We start from the raw sequence: 14,159 nt of genomic DNA, 5'->3' as shown, positions 1-14,159 counted from the left end.
GCCATGCTAGGCGGGCCGCCATGCACCTCCAGTTCCACGACAGCGCCCGCCGCGAGAAGGTCGAGTTCCGCCCGATCGACCCGGAGCACATCCGGCTCTACGTTTGCGGCCCGACCGTCTATGACCTCGCCCATCTCGGCAACGCGCGCCCCGTCGTGGTCTTCGACGTGCTGGCCCGCCTGCTGCGCCGCGCGTACCCGCGCGTGACCTATGTCCGGAACATCACGGACGTGGACGACAAGATCAACGCGCGCTCCCGCGAGAGCGGGGAGCCCATCTCGGCCATCACCGCCCGCACCATCGCCGACTTCCATGCCGACATGGCCGCGCTGAACTGCCTGCCTCCGGACGTGGAGCCGCGCGCGACGGCCAGCATCCCCGAGATGATCGAGATCATCGGGAAGCTGATCGCGAACGGCAACGCCTACGAGGCGGAGGGACATGTCCTCTTCTCCGTTGCCTCCTACCCCGAATACGGCCAGCTCTCCGGCCGCACGCCGGACGAGATGCTGGCCGGCGCCCGCGTGGACGTCGCCCCCTACAAGCGCGACCCCGGCGACTTCGTGCTGTGGAAGCCCAGCGACGAGAGCACTCCCGGCTGGGACTCCCCCTGGGGCCGCGGCCGCCCGGGATGGCACATCGAGTGCTCCGCCATGGCCTGGCGCAACCTCGGCGAGGAGATCGACATCCACGGCGGCGGCGCCGACCTGATCTTCCCCCACCACGAGAACGAGGTGGCGCAATCCTGCTGCGCCTTCCCCGGCAGCCGCTTCGCGCATCTCTGGATGCACAACGGCATGCTGCTGGTGAACGGCGAGAAGATGTCGAAGTCCCTCGGCAACTTCCTGACGGTGCGGGACATCCTGGATCGCGGCGCCTGGGCCGGCGAGGCCTTCCGCCTGCTGCTGCTGCGCACCCATTACCGCGCCGCGCTGGACTACACCGCCGAGCGCCTGGACGAGGCCCGCGCCGAGCTGGACGATCATTACGCCCTGCTGGTCCGCAACCTGCCCAAGCCGGATGCGGATGACCCCACCGTCGCCGACATGGTCGCCTGGGCGCTGGAGCCGCTCGCCGACGACCTGAACACCCCCCTCGTCATCGCCCGCCTGCGTGACCTGCGCGCGCTGGAGAACGTGATGCAGGTCGGCGGCTCCATGGCCACCGTCCTCGCCCGCGCGGATCGCGGCTGGAACCCGAAGCCCGGCCAGGCCGGCGCCGCGCTGCGCGAGGCCGCCGCCGCCCTCGGGCTTCTCCCCTCCCAGCCCAAGGCTTGGCGCCAGGGCCGGACCACGGGAGGGGAAGAGGAGGAGGACGCGGCCATCGAGGCCGCCATCCAGGCCCGCCTGGACGCCCGCGCCCGCAAGGACTGGGCGGAGGCGGACCGCATCCGCGCCGACCTCGCCGCCCGCGGCATCGTGCTGGAGGACGGGAAGGGCGCGACCACGTGGCGCCGGGCGTAATCCTCCGCCGCGCGACCGGCGCCGACCTCGCCTACGTCATGGCCGTCGAGGCGACCCCCGGCCACGACGCCTTCATCAATGCCCAGCCGCGGGAGGAGCACGAGGCCCAGCTCGCCACTCCCGCCTTCGCGTACTTCGTCGCGGAGGCGGAAGGCGACCCCGTCGGCTTCGCCATCCTCTCGGACATGACGGAGCTGCGCGGGAACCGCTGCCTCAAGCGCCTCGCCCTCGCTAGGCCCGGCGGCGGCCTCGGCCGCCCCATTTTCCGCGTCGTCACCGACTGGGCCTTCGCCAACACCCCCGCCCACCGCTTCTGGCTGCACGCGCTGCACACCAACCTGCGCGCCATCCACCTCTACGCGTCCGAGGGCTTCACCGAGGAAGGCCGCCTTCGCCAAGCGCGCCCGCGCGAGGATGGGACGCGCGCCGACCTCGTTCTCATGTCGATGCTGCGCCCGGAATGGGAGGCGCGCCGGGCGGCCTGACCGGCCGGCCGCTCACCCCTCGCCCGGGAAGTGTCCGGGCACGTCGATGCACAGCACCAGCCGCCGCCCCGCCCGGGCAGGGGAGCGGTGCAGGCACCCTCCATCCGGCTCCCCCGGGAAGCCGCGCCCCTTGAGCACGGCCACGCAGGGCGCCGAGATCCCGTTCGGCACCGCCCCCCTGCCGTCCCCGGCCAGCCACTCCGTCCCCGCGCCGCAATAGGTGCAGAGAAGCCGGAGCGGCACGGCATCGGCGTGCCAACGGGGGCAGGGGACGCCCTCCACCGCATCCAGGCGCACGCGCACCCGCGGCCGGGCGGTGATCACGGCGAAGAGGCCGGCCAGCATCCGCAGGTCGCGCTCCATCACCTCCGGAACCGCCACCGGCAGCGCGGCCAGAACCCGGTCCACCGCCGCCTCGGGATCGTCCTCCGCCACCGCGCGGAATGGCCCAGCCGCGGCCAGCCGCACCAGCGGCCCCGAGAAGCGCCGGGATGGCCGCCTCTGCCAGATGGCCAGCCGCATCCCCGGGGAGAGCGCGCGGAACAGCACCGTCGGCTCCCCCGCCGCCACCGCCTCCAACCCACCCGCCGCGAAGCTCTCCACCAGAAAACTCACGTCTTCTCACCTATTGTTCAGAACGTTATAACATAACGTATTGCACCAGAGGACAAGGCCCGACCGGATGCCCCACCCCGGCCACAACGACACCACGGCCCGAGATACCGCCTGGTTCCGTCACCCCGGTGACGACTGGGCCTGCTACGACAGCCTCCCGCCCCGCATCCGCCGCCGCATGCAGCAGCACGCCTACGATCCCTGGTCGGTGAACACGCTGCGGCTCTGGCGCATCTTCCGCCGCCGCCACGCCTCCTCCGCCCGTGCCGAACGCACCCTCCTCAACCACCTGGACCGGCTGGAAGCCATGGAGCGCAGCATCTTCGATGCCGCCCATCGCCACGCGCACGGCGCCTCGCTGCCGCATGTGGCCGCCCGCGCCAGCGTGCTGCGCCGCGCGCCCTGAACCGCCCTCCCGCGGCGCACAGCCCAGTCCCCGCGTCTAACCGCTTGCCCAACCCGCCGCGCAGCGGCATCCCCCGCCCCATGACCGGCAAAGAGGGCGGCGCCGCCCTGACACCCCCGCCGGGCGAGAGCCCCATCGTGGTCCTCGTCCGCCCGCAGATGGCGCAGAACATCGGCACCACCGCCCGCGCCATGGCGAATGGCGGCCTTTTCCACCTGCGGATCGTCGCCCCGCGCGACGGCTGGCCGCAGGAGGTCGCCTGGCGTGCCGCCTCCGGCGCCGACCGCATCCTGGACGCCGCGACGATCCACGACACGGTGGACGACGCCGTGGCCGATTGCCACCGCGTCTTCGCCACATGCCCGCGCCCGCGCCACGTCATCATTCCCGTGCGCACCGCCCGCAGCGCCGCCGAGGACCTGCGCGCCATCAACGCGGAGGGAAAGCGCGCCGCCATCCTCTTCGGGCCGGAGCGCGCGGGGCTGGAGAACGAGGACATGGCCCGCGCCGACACCCTCGTCCGCTATCCCCTCAATCCCGTGCACATGAGCCTGAACCTCGCCCAGGCTGTGATGATTCTCTCCTACGAATGGTGGATGGCCGCGGAGTCCACGCCCCCCCGTGCCCTGATGACGAACGAGACCCGCGTCGCCACCAAGGGCGAGCTGGAGGGCTTCCTAGGCCGCCTGACCCGCGAGCTGGACGCCTGCGGCTTCCTCGACAACATGCCCAAGCGCCCGGGCATGGTCCGCAACCTCCGCCACCTCTTCGAGCGGGGCGAGGTGACGGAGCAGGAACTGCGCACCCTGCACGGCGTGGTCACGGAACTCGCCCGCGGCCGCGTCGCCCGCGGCGGCCCGGCCGCGCCGGAGCCGGCCCCGGTCCCCACGGTGGACCCGCAGATCGACGGCTAGAGCGGGTCGCCGGGGGGCGGCATCGCCCGGAAGCGTGAATCCGCTCTCCAGCCACCCCGGCTGGACAGCGGCGCACCCCGCCGCCAGCCTGCCGCACCCCCTGGATCCGCCATGTTCTCCTCCGATCTGCCATCCGCCGGCACCCTGGCCGCCACGGTCGCCATCGCGGCCCTGGCGGGGCTGGCGCGCGGCTTCTCCGGATTCGGCGCCGCTCTCATCTTCATCCCACTGGCCAGCGTGGCCCTCGGCCCCCGCGTGGCCGTGCCGCTCCTCCTCATGGTGGACAACGTCACCGCCTCCCCCCTCATCCCCGCCGCCTGGCGCGGCGCGGAACGGCGGGAAGTCGCCTCCCTCCTCGTCGGCGCCCTGATCGGAACCCCGGCCGGAACCTGGCTGCTCCTGCACCTCGACCCCATCGCGCTCCGCTGGGGCATGTGCGGCCTGGCGCTGGTCATGCTGGCCCTGCTCGCCTCCGGCTGGCGCTATCACGGCCGCCCGGCGCTGCCCCTCTCCATCGGCGTGGGCGCCGCCTCCGGCATCCTCTCCGGCGCCGCGCAGATGGGCGGGCCGCCCGTGGTCGCCTACTGGCTGGGCGGCGCCATCCCGGCCGCGCGGGTGCGGGCCAACATCGTCCTCTTCTTCGCGGCCTCCGGCCTCATCAGCGCCGCCATCTACCTCGCCGGCGGCCTTCTCACGACGGAGGTCCTGCTCCTCTCCGCCATTGTGGCCCCTGGCTACGCCGCCGGCCTCTGGTGCGGCGCCCGCCTCTTCGGCCGGGCGAGCGAGAGGGCCTTCCGCCGCGCCTGCTTCGCCCTCATCGCCCTCGCCGCCGTCCTCGGCCTGCCGATCCGCGGCTGACCCGGCACTCCTCCCGCCGCCCTTATTCCCGCGCCATGCCTAGGTCGCGCAGCACCTGCCGGTTGCTGTCGCTCTCGGCCGCGAAGCGCGCGCGGAATTCCGCTCCCGCGGCATAGCTCGGCACGGCGTTCAGCCGCCCCGCCGCCGTCCCGAAGCTCTCGCTCTCCACAGCCTCCCTGCAGGCTTTCTGGATCGCCTCGGCGATCGAATCGGGCAGCCCCGCCGGCGCCACCAGCCCGCCCGCCGAGCTGCCGACGATGGGATACCCAGCCTCCGTCACCGTCGGCACATCCGGCAGGGCGGTCAGTCGCTGCGCCCCGAACACCCCCGCCACCGGCAGCCCGGTGGAAACCGGAATGGACGGGCTCTCCACGAAGCCCATGATCTGCTTGCCCAGCGCCGCCTGCGCCATCGGCGCGGCCCCGGTGAAGGGCACGTGCAGCCCTTCCACCCCCGCCGCCTTCAGCAGCCGCGCGATCAGGATGTGCTGCGTGCTGCCCTGCCCGGGCGAGCCGTAGACCAGTGCTTCCTGCCGCCCGCGCCCATAGGCCACCATCCCCGCGATGTCGCGGAACGGCGCGTCCTTCGCTAGCACCAGCACCTGCGGGTTGTCATAGACCAGGCAAAGGAAGCGGAAGCTGTCCAGCGAGTAGCTGAGCGGCACAAGGTGCGTCTGCGCCGTCAGCGGCGTGTTGGGGGAGAGCCCGATCGTGTACCCGTCCGGCCGCGCCCGCGCGATCTCCGCATCCCCGATCGTGCCGGAAGCCCCGCCGCGGTTCACGATCACCACGCTCTGTCCCAGCGCGCGGGAGAGGGCGGGCTGCAGCGCCCGCGCCATCAGGTCCGTGTTGCCGCCGGGCGGGTAGGGGACGATCAGCTGCACGGGCCGGGACGGGAAGCTGTCCTGCCCGAAGGCCAGGCCCGGCAGAACCAGCGGAAGCGCCGCCAGGAACCCCGCGCACCAGCGCCTCGTGCGCGCCCGAGCAGCATCGAACATCCCGTTTTCTCCCGTTATCGGGCGGGAGCGTATCGGCGCGGGCCGGCCGGCTCAACCGGGCGCCGGTTGGCCTTCCGCCCCGGCCCTGCCACTCTGCCCGCATGGAAGCGCCCACAGGAATCACGCCAGGGCAGGGGGGCGCGGACCGCCGCCCCATCGCCGCCCGCAACACCGGCTTCGCCAACGGCTTCGCCGCCTGGCTCATCGCCCGCCGCGCCTCGCCCAACGGCATCTCGGGCGCCGGCATGGTCGCGGGGATTCTCGCCGGCCTCGCCCTGGCCGGCACGGCGTGGTGGCCCGAGGTCGCGCGCCCCCTTTGGCTCCTTGGCGCCCTCTTCGTCCAGCTTCGCCTCCTCGCGAATCTGATGGACGGCATGGTCGCCATCGGCCGCGGCGTTGCCTCTCCCGTCGGTGAGCTCTGGAACGAGATCCCCGACCGCGTCTCCGACACCGCCACGCTGCTCGGCCTCGGCGTGGCCGCCGGCAGCCCCGCCTGGGGCCTCGCCGCCTCGCTCGCTGCCATGGCCACCGCCTATGTCCGCGCCACCGGCAAGGCCGCCGGCACGCCCAGCGACTTCCGCGGCCCCATGGCGAAGCAGCAGCGCATGGCCCTCGTCACCGCCCTCGCCGTGTTCTGCGCCGTCACCCCGGTTGCGTGGCACGCTGCGCTGCCCCTCTGGGCGCTGGTCCTCATCACGGCGCTCGCCTCTCTCACGGCGCTGCGCAGGCTGAACGGCATCGCCGGAAAGCTCCGCGCCTCCAAGGTGCAGCCATGATCCCGCACCCGGAGGGCGGCGCCTTCGCCCACCCCGTTACCACCGGCATCATCATCGCCACGCTCGCGGTCCTCGGTGTCTCCGGCCTCGCCATCCTCTGGCTCTCAAAGTCCGGCCGCGCGAAGCCGGAGTTCCGGCGAGAGCTATGGCTCCGCTGGGGCTCCTGGTGCGTCCTCCTGCCCCTCATGCTCGGCCCGGTGCTGCTGGGGCGGGAATGGACCATCGGCGCCGTCACGGTCCTCTCGCTCTTCTGCTACCGGGAATATGCTCGCGCCACCGGCCTGTTCCGGGAACGCGTGCTCAGCGCCATGGTCGTCCTCGGCATCCTCGCCGTGAACTTCGCGGCGCTGGACCACTGGTACGGCTTTTTTGTCGCCCTCTGGCCGCTGATGGCCTGCCTGCTCGGCGTCGCCACCATCCCGCTGGATCGCCCGGCCGGCTACATCCAGCGCACGGCGCTCGCCATGCTCGCCTTCATGCTCTTTGGCGCGGGCCTCGCCCATCTCGGCTACATGGCGAACGACCCGGGCTACCGCCCGCTGGTCCTCCTCCTGCTCACCGCCGTCGCGCTGAACGACGTGGCCGCCTTCACCTCGGGCAAGCTCATCGGCGGCCCGAAGCTGCTGCCCGCCACCAGCCCGAACAAGACCGTCTCCGGCTCCCTCGGCGCGGTGATCGTCACCACCACCCTCGTCGCCTTCGTCGGTGCCGCGATCTTCCGCGGCACGCCGCTCGGCAACCCCGTCTGGCTCGTTGCCATGGGGGCCCTGGTCAGCGTCGCCGGGCAGATGGGCGATCTCCTCCTCTCCTCCATCAAGCGCGACCTCGGCATCAAGGACATGGGCACGGTCCTCCCCGGGCACGGAGGCGTGCTTGACCGCTTCAACTCCCTCCTCCTCGTCGCGCCCGCAGTCTTCCACCTCGTCGGCTACTTCGTCGGCTTCGGCCTCTCCGCGCCGACCCGCGTGATCACGGGCCACTGATGGAGGCCCCTTGATGCAGGACTGGAAGCTACGCCCCGCCCGCGACCTCGGCCTCTCCCCCGCCGATCGCCTCCGCAGCCTCTCGCGGGAGCAGGGCCTCGTCGGCCTCGCCCTCAACGCCGCCTGGCGCCGGGGTGTCCGCGCCTACCTCTCCGCCGCCCACAGTTTCCGCGTCACGGGGCGCGAGAACCTGCCGGCCGAGCCGCCCTACGTCCTCGTCGCCAACCACGCTAGCCACCTGGACGCCCTGGCCCTGGCCGCCGCCCTGCGCGGCCCCGCCGCCCGCCGCGCCCACGCCATGGCGGCCGGCGACTTCTTCTTCGCCAACCCCGCCGTCTCGGCCCTCGCGGCCTATGCCATCAACGCGCTGCCGGTCTGGCGCGGTCGCTCCCGGCGGGCGGACCTCGACACCATGCGCCAGCGCCTGGCCGAGGACCACCTCGTCTACATCCTCTTCCCGGAAGGCACGCGCAGCCGCACCGGCGCCATGGCCGCCTTCCAGCCCGGCCTCGGCATGCTCGTCGCCGGCACGGAGATCCCCGTCGTGCCCTGCTGGCTGGATGGCGCGCGGGAGGCTTGGCCCGCGCAGTCCGCCACCCCGCGCCCCTTCCGCCCCCTTGCGCTCAACATCGGCCCGCCGCTCCGCTTCTCCGGTACGGCGAACGACCGTGCCGGCTGGCAGTCCGTCGCCGCCGCCGCCGAAGCCGCCGTCCGCGCCCTCGATCCTTCGTCACTCAGGCCGCAACAGGGGCGTTAGGACCACCTATCGGGCGGGCTGATCCGGCGCTGGATCACCTCGGGAACCGCCTCCTGCGTCAACCCAGCCGCGCCGCCATCGAGGCGGCGGCGTGACGCTTCGGCCAGGACCGGAGCTTTCGCCCGGCGATCGGCGCCATAGCAGCGCCGATCACCGCATCGGGGCGTTCCCATGGTCTTGCCCGGCCTCATCCGAACTGCCTTCGCGCGGGCACGGCCCGGATGGACGGGGCGCCTTGCCAGCATCGCCGCCCGGCACTCATCCCCGCTGCGCGCCCGGGGCCCGAACAGGGCTGCTCTCGCCCTCGCGGCCGCAATGCTCCTTCTTCCGCCGCCCGTCGTGCGGGCAGACCAGGCGGTCTCTCTGGCGACGCCGCACGGGCTCGCCTGGCTCTCCCTGCCACAGGTTCCCGTCGAGGTTCCTCGCCCCGTCGTCCTCATTCTGCCCGACCTCCTCGGAGCGGATGGGCGGGAGCGGCCTTATGCCGATCTTCTCCTGCGCGCGGGGATCGCGGTCCTCACGGTCGGCGTGGAGGATGCGGGCCCGGCCATGTCCCTCCTGGATCCAGCGGTGCTGCGGGATATCGTGCGCAGGATCGCGCCCGGCCGCCTGGACACCTCGCGCATCGGCCTTCTCGGCTTCGGTGGAGGAGGGCGCGCGGCGCTCGCCTCGCCGGCGGAGCTGCCGGTCGCGGCGCTCTACCCGTCCTGCGCCGGGCTGGCCCCGATGGACCGCACGGCGGCGACATTGCTGCTGTACCCCGACGACCCGGCCGAGGAGGCAGCATGCCGCCAGGTAACCCCCTTCGCCCAGGCGATGGAAGGCGCCGCCCACGGCTGGGACCACGGGCAGGGCCCTTGGGTGAACAGGGTGTCGATGATGCCTCACCCCGACGGGTCCGGCGCCCGCATCCTGGCGCGCGGCGACCATTGGGCGACCGAGGAGGCTGCCGGGCGCGTCCTGCGGCACTTCGCGGCCGCCTTCGGGCAGGCGGCGGTGCCGATCCGCCCTTCGCAGGGGGCATCCCACGCGGCCGCGCGGCCCGGGGCAGGGATCCCGGCCGGCGATGTCAGGCCGCGGCGCTGACACTCCCGGTGGGCGCGACCAGGCCGCCCCGGTAGAGGGCGGCGATCAGGTCGGACTGGGCGATGATGCCGGACAGCCGGTCTTCCCCATCGACGACGGGGACATGGCGGAATCCCGCATCGGCCATCAGCGGAACCAGTTCCGCGACATGGGTGCCCTCGGTGACCGTCCGGACGCTGCGCGGCATGATCTGCCCGACAACCTCCGGCCGGTCCGCGTGCAGCGTCGTCAGCCGGCGGATGAGCTGCCGGAAGCGTGCCTCGAAGCCGTCATAGTGATCGAGCTCCGGGCTCCTCATAAAATCCAGGTCGGAAATCATGCCGATCACGCGCCGCGCGGGATCGATCACGGGCATGGCCCGGATGTCGTGCCGCCGCAGCAGCATCCAGGCCTCCGCCAGCGGCGTGCCGTACCGCACGGCGACCACGTCGCGCGACATGACGTCGGCGCAGGTGATCTCCCCGAACCGGCGCCGGTAGGCGTGCATCTCCGCTTTCTGGACGAGGCTGTCGAGGTCGTCGCGGCCGACGTCGAGGACGGCGTCGTAATCCCGCAGCACGGCGTCCAGGTCCTCGGGCCGCACGCCCACGCGCTCCATCGGGCTGCGATCGGCCGTCTGGTGCGGATGAGGCCGGGTGGCGTGGTGGTGGGCGGGATAAGGCCGCCGCGTCGCGTTGTTGAACGCGATCGCCGCCAGCATCAGCACCAGGGAGTCCAACCCGACCGGGGTGAGGGCGAAGTGGTACCCGGCTTCGGTCACCGCCTGCCCGCCCAGGACGGCCGTCAGCGCGATCGCTCCGCCCGGTGGGTGAAGGCAGCGCAGCGCGAACATCGCTCCGATCGCGAGCGCCCCTGCCAGGGGCGCCGCGAGCAGCGGATCCGGGATCCACTGCGCGCAGGTCACGCCGATCAGGGCGGAGAGGGTGTTGCCGGCCAGGATCGACCAGGGCTGGGCCAGGGGGCTGGCCGGCACGGCGAAGAGCAGCACCGCCGAGGCGCCGAGCGGCGCGATCAGCATCGGCGTTCCCTGGAACGTCCCCTGGCCCACCAGCCAGGTACAGACCAGGCCGGTCACTAGGAGCCCGGCCAGGGCGCCGCAGCAGCCGCGCAGCCGCTCCGTCAGGCTGGCGCCCATGGGGGCCGGCATGAAGCCCCGCAGCCAATCGCGCATCAGAGGGCAGCCTCACCCGGCCCGCTGCCTTCCGCCCCGGCAGGCAGGAGGCCCAGCCGCGCGGCGATGGAAGCGCGCGCGGGCCCTCCGATCAGCTCCGCCAGCGTGGCCTTGTCCAGCACGGCGAGGAAGGCCGCCAGCGCCTCCCCCAGAAGCGACTGCAACCGGCACACATTCATCAGCGCGCAGCCGCCCCCACCCTCGGGGGGCTGGAAACAGGCGACAAGCGCCAGGTCGTCCTCGGTGAAGCGCACCACGTCGCCTACCCGGATCTCCTCCGGCGCCCGCGCCAGGCGCAGCCCGCCGCCCCGGCCCCGCGCCGTCTCCACGAACCCCCCGCGCCCGAGATTGTGGATCACCTTCACCAGGTGGTTCTCGGAAATCCGGTGCGCCTCCGCGATCTCCCGGATCGAGACGCGCCGGTCCCGCCGGAGCCCGAGATAGATCAGCGCCCGTAGCGCGTAGTCCGTGTGGAGTGTCAGTCGCATGATGAAGATGTAGCGCCTTTACACCTTTTGGCCAGCATCATAGAAGGTGCATCGTCAATGCACCTTTTGGAGCGGCAGATGCCCCGCCATCTCACGGACCAGACCATCGCCATCGTGAAGGCCACCGTTCCGGCGCTGGAGGCGCATAGCCTCGCCATCACCAGCCGGATGTATCAGCGCATGTTCGAGAACGCGGCGATCCGGGACCTCTTCAACCAGTCCCACCACGGCGAGACCGGCTCCCAGCCCCGCGCCCTTGCCGCCGCCGTGCTCGCCTATGCCCAGAACATCGACAATCTCGGCGTGCTGACCGCGGCCGTGGAGCGCATCGCCCAGAAGCATGTCGGCCTGAACATCCTGGAGGAGCATTATCCCTTCGTCGCCGAAGCCCTCCTCGGCGCCATCAAGGACGTGCTCGGCGAAGCCGCGACGCCCGAGATCCTGAACGCTTGGGGCGAGGCCTACTGGTTCCTGGCCGACGTGCTGATCGGTCGCGAGAAGCAGATCTACGCGGAGCACGCAGCCGCCCCCGGTGGCTGGAGCGGCTGGCGCGACTTCATCGTGGCGGAGAAGAAGGTCGAGAGCACGATCGTCACCTCCTTCACCCTCGTTCCCGCGGATGGCGGCCCCGTGCTGCGCCACCGCCCCGGCGAGTACCTCACCTTCTGGCTGGAGATCCCCGGCCACGCACCGCTGAAGCGGAACTACAGCATCTCCTCCGCCCCGGATTCCCGGCGCTACCGCATCAGCGTGAAGCGCGAGCCCATGGGCATCGCCTCCAACTGGCTGCACGACGCGGTGCTGCCCGGCACCCGCCTGAGGGTCGCCGCCCCCGCCGGCGACTTCGTCCTGCCGGAGGAGGCGCCGCGCCCCGTGGTGCTCCTCAGCGGCGGCGTCGGCCAGACGCCCCTGCTCAGCATGCTGCACGCCATCTCCGCCCGCCCGGGCGCCACCGCGCAGGTGGTTCATGGCAGCCGCTCCGGCGCCACTCACGCACTTGGCGGGGAGAGGCGCGCCCTGGCCGCCGCCTCCGCCGGCCGCATCACCGTCACCACCTTCTACGAGGCCCCGCGCCCCGGGGACGTGGCGGGGCGCGACTACGACCATGCCGGCCGCATCACCCCGGAATGGCTGCGCGTTAACACCCCGCTCGCCGGCGCGGACTACTATCTCTGCGGCCCGCGGCCGTTCCTGCGCGACCTCAGCAAGGCGCTGGTCTCCCTCGGCGTCCCCGCCGCGCAGATCCACTACGAGTTCTTCGGCCCCGCCGACGAGCTCCTCGCCGCCTGACCGGATCCGGACCCGGGGGAGGGGACATCACCTCCCCCGGGAATGCCGCCTCAGGCCCCTGCCTTCGCCCCAAGCCGCGCCGAGAGGCTCGGCCGCGCATTCAGCAGCACCGGATCGAACCCCGCCTTCCTTTTGTACCCGAGCGAGATCTCCTGCAGCTCCGCGAAGGGCAGCACCGCCTCGCGCCCGCCCACCGTCTCGAACCCCTCCGGCGCCCGCTGATCCGCCAGGTCCAGCACCAGGTCCGGCCCCTGGTTCCGCGAGGCCTGGACCAGCGCCGAGGTCGCCGGCCGCCGTGCCTCCTCATAGGCCCGCAGCCCCGCCACCGCATCGCCCTCCACCGCCAAGTGATAGGCCAGCGTGCGCGCATCGAGGATGCCCTGCGATGCCCCGTTGGACCCGATCGGGTACATGGGATGCGCCGCATCCCCCAGCAGCGTCACCCGCCCGCGCGTCCATTCCGGCAGCGGGGCGCGGTCCACCATCGGGAACTCCCACACCGCCTCCGTCGCGCGGATGAGCGAGGGCACGGAAAGCCAGGGCCACTCCCAGGCCGCGAAGTCCGGCAGGAAGTCCTCGATCCGGCCGGCGCGGTTCCAGTCCTCCCGCGCCCAGTGCATGTCGGCGGGCATCCGCTTCTCAGCGATCCAGTTGATCAGCGCCGGCCGCTCCGCCGTCGCCTCCCGGATTGGGTAGCAGACGAACTTCAGGTCGTTCGTCCCGGCCTGCACCATGGTGCGGCCCGTCAGGTAGCCCGGGTGCTCGGACACGGCCCGCCACATCAGGTTCCCGTTCCAGCGCGGTGCCCCCTCATGCGGGTGCCAGGCCGCGCGGACCGCGCTGTGGATGCCGTCCGCGGCCACCACCACGTCGCCCCGCGCCACCCCGCCGCCATCAAGGCGCAGCGTTGCGCCATCGCCGTCCGATTCCGCTCCGATCCCGCGCGAGCCCAGCCGGATCGCATCCCCCAGCCGCTCCTGCGCCGCCTCCAGCAGCAGCATGAACAGCGCGCCGCGATGGATGCTCACCTGCGGCCAGCGATACCCGGCGGCCAGCCCCCGGTCCTCGCGCCAGACCTCCTCGCCGCGCCGGGTTGCGTAGAGCAACTCCCGCGTCGGCACGCCCGCCGCCAGCACGCGCTCGCCCAGCCCCAGCTCCGTCAGCTCGCGCACCGCATGGGGCAGCAGGTTGATCCCGACGCCCAGCGCCTTCGGCGCCGCGACCGCCTCGTGCACCTCCACCCCGATCCCCGCCTGATGCAGGGCCATCGCCAGCGTCAGCCCGCCGATCCCGCCGCCGGAAATCACAACATGCATTGGCCGTTCCTCCTGTTGCCGGGCAGGATGACAGTCCGAGAAGAAAGGTTCAACAATTGAACGATCCGGTGAACGAAATCCCGGACCCCGCCGATTTCGGCCCGCTTGCCGGCACGGTCTCCTACGGCATCAAGCGCGCCTATCTCCGCGTGATCCGGGACCTGGAGGCGGCGCTGGCCCCCATGGGCTTCACCCCGCCCTTGCTTGCCGCCCTGTCCATCGTCGCGGCCAATCCCGGCATCGCCCCAGCGCGGCTGGCCGCCGCCATGGGCCATGGGCGTTCCCGCGCCGCGCCGCTGCTGGACCACCTGCAAGCGGAGGGGCTGCTGGAACGCCTCGCGGGCCCGGACCGCCGCAGCATCGGCCTGAACGCCACCGCGGCGGGCCGCGCCGCGCTGCGCCGCCTGAAGCCGGTCGTCGCCGAGCACGAGGCCCGCATCACCGCCGGCCTCACGGAGGACGAGGCCGGGACGCTGCCCATTCTGCTGGATCGCCTGGCACCCGAAGGATGGGTCGGGTAACGAAACGTCCCGGATTGCCGCTGCGCGACCGCC

At 72.5% G+C, this 14,159-nt stretch carries 16 protein-coding genes; 11 read left to right on the top strand and 5 right to left on the bottom strand.

Features of this window, described 5'->3' with window-relative positions; translation table 11 throughout:
* The first annotated feature begins 20 nt into the window (after positions 1-20).
* Positions 21-1,463, top strand: coding sequence for a cysteine--tRNA ligase (gene cysS, locus NRP21_RS21660; RefSeq protein WP_257718324.1), 1,443 nt, complete (start codon positions 21-23; stop codon positions 1,461-1,463).
* Positions 1,448-1,948 (top strand): GNAT family N-acetyltransferase, encoded by a 501-nt coding sequence (locus NRP21_RS21655; protein ID WP_257718323.1) that lies wholly within the window; start codon positions 1,448-1,450, stop codon positions 1,946-1,948. Before cysS ends, NRP21_RS21655 begins: the two co-directional genes overlap by 16 nt.
* A 12-nt stretch (positions 1,949-1,960) precedes the next feature.
* On the opposite strand, the gene NRP21_RS21650 is transcribed toward NRP21_RS21655, so the two are convergent.
* The gene (locus tag NRP21_RS21650; RefSeq protein ID WP_257718322.1) at positions 1,961-2,563 is read right to left on the bottom strand and encodes a DUF1826 domain-containing protein; all 603 of its coding nucleotides are present in this window, start codon (positions 2,561-2,563) and stop codon (positions 1,961-1,963) included.
* A 67-nt stretch (positions 2,564-2,630) separates the two neighbouring features.
* On the opposite strand from NRP21_RS21650, the gene NRP21_RS21645 reads away from it, so the two are divergent.
* The 3 genes from NRP21_RS21645 (at position 2,631) to NRP21_RS21635 (ending at position 4,741) form a co-directional block, all read left to right on the top strand.
* A complete protein-coding gene (locus tag NRP21_RS21645; RefSeq protein ID WP_257718321.1) occupies positions 2,631-2,969 on the top strand; it encodes a DUF6525 family protein in 339 nt (112 codons plus the stop codon).
* An 80-nt stretch (positions 2,970-3,049) separates the two neighbouring features.
* Positions 3,050-3,883, top strand: a complete 834-nt coding sequence (locus NRP21_RS21640; RefSeq protein ID WP_257718320.1) for an RNA methyltransferase — start codon at positions 3,050-3,052, stop codon at positions 3,881-3,883.
* A gap of 111 nt (positions 3,884-3,994) precedes the next feature.
* Complete coding sequence (locus NRP21_RS21635; RefSeq protein ID WP_257718319.1) at positions 3,995-4,741, top strand: sulfite exporter TauE/SafE family protein; 747 nt, start codon at positions 3,995-3,997, stop codon at positions 4,739-4,741.
* Positions 4,742-4,763: 22 nt separating this feature from the next.
* On the opposite strand, the gene NRP21_RS21630 is transcribed toward NRP21_RS21635, so the two are convergent.
* Positions 4,764-5,738 carry a Bug family tripartite tricarboxylate transporter substrate binding protein gene (locus NRP21_RS21630; protein ID WP_257718318.1) on the bottom strand — a complete coding sequence of 325 codons (975 nt, stop codon included), beginning with the start codon at positions 5,736-5,738 and terminating at the stop codon, positions 4,764-4,766.
* A gap of 101 nt (positions 5,739-5,839) precedes the next feature.
* Here NRP21_RS21630 and NRP21_RS21625 point away from each other — a divergent pair, with 101 nt between their 5' ends.
* From NRP21_RS21625 to NRP21_RS21610, 4 genes are all read left to right on the top strand, one after another.
* Positions 5,840-6,514 (top strand): CDP-alcohol phosphatidyltransferase family protein, encoded by a 675-nt coding sequence (locus NRP21_RS21625; RefSeq protein ID WP_257718317.1) that lies wholly within the window; start codon positions 5,840-5,842, stop codon positions 6,512-6,514.
* A complete protein-coding gene (locus NRP21_RS21620) occupies positions 6,511-7,497 on the top strand; it encodes a phosphatidate cytidylyltransferase (protein ID WP_257718316.1) in 987 nt (328 codons plus the stop codon). Before NRP21_RS21625 ends, NRP21_RS21620 begins: the two co-directional genes overlap by 4 nt.
* Before the next feature lie 13 nt (positions 7,498-7,510).
* On the top strand, positions 7,511-8,254 hold the full coding sequence (locus NRP21_RS21615; RefSeq protein ID WP_257718315.1) for a lysophospholipid acyltransferase family protein: 744 nt from the start codon (positions 7,511-7,513) through the stop codon (positions 8,252-8,254).
* A gap of 315 nt (positions 8,255-8,569) precedes the next feature.
* Entirely contained in the window at positions 8,570-9,340 is a 771-nt protein-coding gene (locus tag NRP21_RS21610) for a hypothetical protein (RefSeq protein WP_257718314.1), read from the top strand.
* Here NRP21_RS21610 and NRP21_RS21605 read toward each other — a convergent pair.
* The gene (locus tag NRP21_RS21605) at positions 9,324-10,511 is read right to left on the bottom strand and encodes an HPP family protein (protein ID WP_257718313.1); all 1,188 of its coding nucleotides are present in this window, start codon (positions 10,509-10,511) and stop codon (positions 9,324-9,326) included. The genes NRP21_RS21610 and NRP21_RS21605 overlap by 17 nt on opposite strands.
* Entirely contained in the window at positions 10,511-10,999 is a 489-nt protein-coding gene (locus NRP21_RS21600) for an RrF2 family transcriptional regulator (RefSeq protein WP_257718312.1), read from the bottom strand. Before NRP21_RS21600 ends, NRP21_RS21605 begins: the two co-directional genes overlap by 1 nt.
* Before the next feature lie 78 nt (positions 11,000-11,077).
* Between NRP21_RS21600 and hmpA the strand changes: the two genes are divergently transcribed.
* Complete coding sequence (hmpA, locus tag NRP21_RS21595) at positions 11,078-12,289, top strand: NO-inducible flavohemoprotein (protein WP_257718311.1); 1,212 nt, start codon at positions 11,078-11,080, stop codon at positions 12,287-12,289.
* A gap of 50 nt (positions 12,290-12,339) precedes the next feature.
* Here hmpA and NRP21_RS21590 read toward each other — a convergent pair whose 3' ends face one another.
* Entirely contained in the window at positions 12,340-13,605 is a 1,266-nt protein-coding gene (locus NRP21_RS21590; RefSeq protein ID WP_257718310.1) for a flavin-dependent oxidoreductase, read from the bottom strand.
* Between the two features lie 68 nt (positions 13,606-13,673).
* On the opposite strand from NRP21_RS21590, the gene NRP21_RS21585 reads away from it, so the two are divergent.
* Complete coding sequence (locus NRP21_RS21585; protein ID WP_257718309.1) at positions 13,674-14,126, top strand: MarR family winged helix-turn-helix transcriptional regulator; 453 nt, start codon at positions 13,674-13,676, stop codon at positions 14,124-14,126.
* Positions 14,127-14,159: the final 33 nt, after the last annotated feature.

This window comes from Roseomonas populi (assembly GCF_024594815.1).
Classification (GTDB): domain Bacteria; phylum Pseudomonadota; class Alphaproteobacteria; order Acetobacterales; family Acetobacteraceae; genus Roseomonas; species Roseomonas populi.
This window is presented reverse-complemented; position numbering and strand designations above follow the sequence as displayed.

Excerpts from the sequence above, each read along its gene's own strand:
- cysS (WP_257718324.1), top strand. The coding sequence starts at position 21 with ATGCACCTCCAGTTCCACGACAGCGCCCGCCGCGAGAAGGTCGAGTTC.
- NRP21_RS21645 (WP_257718321.1), top strand. The coding sequence starts at position 2,631 with ATGCCCCACCCCGGCCACAACGACACCACGGCCCGAGATACCGCCTGG.
- NRP21_RS21640 (WP_257718320.1), top strand. The coding sequence starts at position 3,050 with ATGACCGGCAAAGAGGGCGGCGCCGCCCTGACACCCCCGCCGGGCGAG.
- NRP21_RS21635 (WP_257718319.1), top strand. The coding sequence starts at position 3,995 with ATGTTCTCCTCCGATCTGCCATCCGCCGGCACCCTGGCCGCCACGGTC.
- NRP21_RS21630 (WP_257718318.1), bottom strand. The coding sequence starts at position 5,738 with ATGTTCGATGCTGCTCGGGCGCGCACGAGGCGCTGGTGCGCGGGGTTC.
- NRP21_RS21625 (WP_257718317.1), top strand. The coding sequence starts at position 5,840 with ATGGAAGCGCCCACAGGAATCACGCCAGGGCAGGGGGGCGCGGACCGC.
- NRP21_RS21620 (WP_257718316.1), top strand. The coding sequence starts at position 6,511 with ATGATCCCGCACCCGGAGGGCGGCGCCTTCGCCCACCCCGTTACCACC.
- NRP21_RS21615 (WP_257718315.1), top strand. The coding sequence starts at position 7,511 with ATGCAGGACTGGAAGCTACGCCCCGCCCGCGACCTCGGCCTCTCCCCC.
- NRP21_RS21610 (WP_257718314.1), top strand. The coding sequence starts at position 8,570 with ATGCTCCTTCTTCCGCCGCCCGTCGTGCGGGCAGACCAGGCGGTCTCT.
- NRP21_RS21605 (WP_257718313.1), bottom strand. The coding sequence starts at position 10,511 with ATGCGCGATTGGCTGCGGGGCTTCATGCCGGCCCCCATGGGCGCCAGC.
- NRP21_RS21600 (WP_257718312.1), bottom strand. The coding sequence starts at position 10,999 with ATGCGACTGACACTCCACACGGACTACGCGCTACGGGCGCTGATCTAT.
- hmpA (WP_257718311.1), top strand. The coding sequence starts at position 11,078 with ATGCCCCGCCATCTCACGGACCAGACCATCGCCATCGTGAAGGCCACC.
- NRP21_RS21590 (WP_257718310.1), bottom strand. The coding sequence starts at position 13,605 with ATGCATGTTGTGATTTCCGGCGGCGGGATCGGCGGGCTGACGCTGGCG.